The organism is Mesorhizobium sp. M2C.T.Ca.TU.002.02.1.1 (genome assembly GCF_003997225.1).
This window is the reverse complement of the sequence record NZ_RZTO01000635.1, coordinates 1-3688: the sequence shown is the minus strand read 5'-3', so window position 1 is coordinate 3688 and position 3688 is coordinate 1. Positions and strand designations below refer to the sequence as shown.

Annotated in this window: 6 protein-coding genes; 4 read left to right on the top strand and 2 right to left on the bottom strand. The window is 62.9% G+C overall.

Annotation, left to right across the window (positions count from 1 at the left end):
* From EOD07_RS26525 to EOD07_RS26510, 4 genes are all read left to right on the top strand, one after another.
* Positions 1-624: phosphotransferase family protein (locus EOD07_RS26525; RefSeq protein WP_164772547.1), on the top strand; the 624-nt coding region annotated here is incomplete at its 5' end.
* 3 nt (positions 625-627) lie between these two features.
* A complete protein-coding gene (locus EOD07_RS26520) occupies positions 628-1404 on the top strand; it encodes an SDR family oxidoreductase (protein WP_127237516.1) in 777 nt (258 codons plus the stop codon).
* A gap of 244 nt (positions 1405-1648) precedes the next feature.
* Positions 1649-2293, top strand: coding sequence for a TetR/AcrR family transcriptional regulator (locus tag EOD07_RS26515; RefSeq protein ID WP_127237515.1), 645 nt, complete (start codon positions 1649-1651; stop codon positions 2291-2293).
* Positions 2294-2460: 167 nt separating this feature from the next.
* On the top strand, positions 2461-2694 hold the full coding sequence (locus tag EOD07_RS26510) for a DUF680 domain-containing protein (protein ID WP_127237514.1): 234 nt from the start codon (positions 2461-2463) through the stop codon (positions 2692-2694).
* 83 nt (positions 2695-2777) lie between these two features.
* On the opposite strand, the gene EOD07_RS26505 is transcribed toward EOD07_RS26510, so the two are convergent.
* Positions 2778-3002 carry a hypothetical protein gene (locus EOD07_RS26505; protein WP_041004843.1) on the bottom strand — a complete coding sequence of 75 codons (225 nt, stop codon included), beginning with the start codon at positions 3000-3002 and terminating at the stop codon, positions 2778-2780.
* Positions 3003-3173: 171 nt separating this feature from the next.
* A partial coding sequence (locus EOD07_RS26500) for a sarcosine oxidase subunit gamma (RefSeq protein WP_245470495.1) occupies positions 3174-3688 on the bottom strand: 515 nt, incomplete at its 5' end.

Sequence of the window (3688 nt, the reverse complement as noted above, 5' to 3'; positions counted from 1 at the left end):
GTCGATGTCGACGCCGTCGGCCTTGGCGATTTCGGCAAGCCCGGTAGCTATTTCGAACGCCAGCTTACGCGTTGGGCCGGCCAGTACCGGGCCTCCGAAACCGAAACCATAGCCGATATCGACAGGCTGATCGCGTGGCTCGAAACGCATATGCCGGCCGATGACGGCCGCGTTTCGCTTGTCCATGGCGACTACCGGCTGGACAACATGATGTTCGCGCCGGGCGCGCCAAAAGTCATCGCGGTGCTCGACTGGGAACTGTCGACGCTCGGCCACCCCTTCGCCGACCTCGCCTATCAATGCATGCAGTGGCGCCTGCCGCATGCCTCGGGTTTTCGCGGCCTCGGCGGTGTCGATCGCGCGGCCGCCGGCCTGCCTTCCGAGGAGGCCTATGTCACCGATTACTGCCGCAGGCGCGGCATCGAGAAGATCGACAACTGGACCTTTTTCCTGGCCTTTGCCTTCTTCCGGCTGGCGGCGATCTGCCAGGGCGTCTATCGCCGCGCGCTGGACGGCAATGCCTCAAATCCGGAAAAGGCGAAGACCTACGGCCAGGCGGTGAAGCTGATCGCGATCCTCGCGGCTGAGCTGATCGGCAGGAAGAACTCAAGAAAGGAAAGCTGAGCGATGGCCCGTTTCGATGGGATGACGGTACTGATCACCGGCGCGACCGGCGGCCTCGGCAGCGGCGCTGCAAAGGCCTTCGCCGCCGAAGGGGCGCGGCTGGTGCTCTCCGACCTCGACGAGGCTGCGCTCGGCAGCTTCGCCGCAGCGCTCGACGCCGAGACGGCTCACCTTGCCGGCAATATCGCCGACGAAAACCTCTCCGAGGATCTGGTGAAGCTTGCCGTGCAAAAGTTCGGCCGGCTCGACATCGCCGTCAACAATGCCGGCATCGTGCACAGCTTCGTGCGCCTGCCGCAGGTGGCATCGGACGAGGCGCGCCGCGTGGTCGAGGTCGACCTGCTCGGCGTCTTCTATGCCATGAAGCACCAGATTCCTCAGTTGGAGCGGCAATTCAAGGAAAGCGGCAAGGGCGGTGTCATCGTCAACATCGCCTCGGTCGCCGGCCTCTCCGGCGCGCCGAAGCTGTCGGTCTATGCCGCCGCCAAGCACGGCGTCGTCGGGCTGACGCGCTCGGCCGCCGTGGAATATGCCAGCAAGGGAATACGCATCAACGCGGTCTGCCCGGCCCACACCCGCACGGCAATGGTCGACGGCTTCGTGCGTTTCACGGGGGCGCCCGAAGCCGAAGCGCTTGCCGAGCTCACGCGCGGCGTGCCGATGAAGCGTGTCGGCGAGGTCGACGAGATCATCACCGGCATCCTTTTCCTTGCCGACCCTGGCAACTCGTTCATGACCGGCCACACGCTGGCGCTCGATGGCGGCATTGGCGCCATTTGAGCGTGCCGGGGGGAACGGCTACAGCAATTCCAGGAAAAGTGTGATCGGTTTTCCGTTCGGAATTGCGTAAAAACAAGAGCTAGAGCGTTTCGCCGTTTCCGTGAAAGGGGTGAAACGCTCTTGTGTCCGCAATCGTGTTGACCGAAGAGTTTGAGCGAACGTTGCGGAACCGGAACGCTCTCTTGTCCGTTCCCGTACAGCGTATATAATTTCGTCTGGCAACCAACCACAAAGGCAGCGGACATTGACGCTGAGCGTTCAGAAACGCCGCGAAAAACAGAAGGCGGAGCTTCGCTCGGAACTCGTCGCGGCGGCTCACAAGCTGGTGCAGGAAGAGGGCTATGAGGGCCTCACCATCCGTAAGCTCGCCAAGCGGGTCGGCTATGCGCCGATGTCGGTTTATTCCTATTTCGCCGACAAGCAGGACATCCTCTTCGCGCTCGCCGAGGACGCCTTCGAGACGCTCGCCCGCCGCATTGAGGAGCACTCCGCCGACGATCCGATCGAGGCGCTGCAGGCCGTGATGACTGAGTACGCGGCTTTCGGGCTCGGCAATCCCAACGAATACCGCACCGTCTTCATGACCGAGAAGACCAGGCTGCCCGAGGGGCGCAGCTATGAGGACATGGAAGAGGGCAACCCGGCCATGAAGGTGCTGATCAAACGCGTCGAGGCCTGCGTTGCCGCCGGCAGGCTCAAGGGCGACCCGCGCGCCATCGCGACCATGCTGTGGACCGTCGGCCATGGCACGATTTCGCTTCTGATCACCTTTCCTTTCTATCCTTTCGGCGACCCCGAGGCTTACGTGAAGCGCATGTGCAACTTCATGATGGCCTCGCTGTCGGAGCAGGACATCCCGCCGCTCACCGACACCCCGATCGACTGCTGATCCTCACAGCCGTTTTGCGCCACCGTCGGCTTGATTCGCGGCGACGGGTTCTTACGTTCAAGAAAAGTTGTCGTACACGTACAGATTCCGTCTTGAATTCCGTTTCCAGTCGCCGTATGTGTACGTTGTATCGTACATGTACGAAAAGAGATGACTGGAGACGGAAAATGAAGAAGACCATCCTCGCCCTCGCCGCCGTGCTGGCTTTCTCGGGCGCCGCTTTTGCCGGCACGAACCAGCCGGCCAAGCATGCCCCGGCCGCCTGCGTTCAGACCAACACCAATGTGGTTCTCGATTGCACCGCGACCGGTTCGGTCGAAAAGGCAGACGCCGCCAAGACCCAGACCAAGAGCCCGCGCCTCGGCATCGACGTCAGCCCGTGGTTCGTGCCCGGCCTGTAAGCACTATCGGCAGAACCGACGAAAACGGGCGGCACTTGGCCGCCCTTTTCGTTTGTCTGTGGCCTTGAGAGACCTGCCCAGGCCTACTTCTTGCGCGACTTCATTCCCGGCACGGCCTTGGCCTTGCCGGGCTTTGCCGGCCCGCCGGGGATGGAAGTGCTGGTAATCGATACCGGATCGCTGGCGGGAAAGGTATCTTCGAGGCCTTCCTCGAGTTCTTCCTCCTCGATCTCGTGGCGCTGCTCCTGCTCCAGCGAGCGGACTGCATCTGTCTTCTTGGACGACTTCGGCGCGGATTTGGACGGCATCGGCAATCTCCCTCGCTAAGCAGTTCCAGGAAAGTGCGTAGCGGTTTTCCGTCCGGAACTGCCTCAGAGCAATATTTTGAGTGATTGGGCGTTTTGTGAAACGCTCAATCGCTCGAGCCGCGGAAACGGCACGGACTGGCGATAGTTCCTTTGGAACCGACGCCGCGAAGATCAGTTCGCCGCGTCGCCTGCCGCTTCCGACAGAAGAGTAAAGACATAGTCCGAGAAGGAACGCCAGCATTCCACACGGAACGCGTCGGCCGCGGTGCGCAGCAGCACGATCTCGGACTTGCCGAGAATGGTGCGCGAGGCAGCCCCCACCGGGAAAGCCTCGAGCGACAGGTCTTGCGGACAACCCGAATTGACCGTCACCGCGGCCGCTGGTCCAGCGACAGAAATACCGGCATTGCGATGCGAGATGCCGACCGCCGAATGCAGCGCCGTCACCTTGGCGCAGTCGGCGAGCGGATCGTTGCCGGCCTCGTCGATGATCAGCCATTCGTCCGGCCCGAGCCACAGCGCCGTGCGCCCGTCCTTTGTCGCCGAGGTCTTCGGCTTTGCCGGCAGCGTCACGCCGAGCGCCTTGGAAAGCGCGGCAAGCGAAGCCTGCGGCGCGCGCAGCGAGACACGCTCGGCCGGCGGTAGCATCTCCACCTTCACGCCGGGCGCCGACAGCGTGCGGCCGG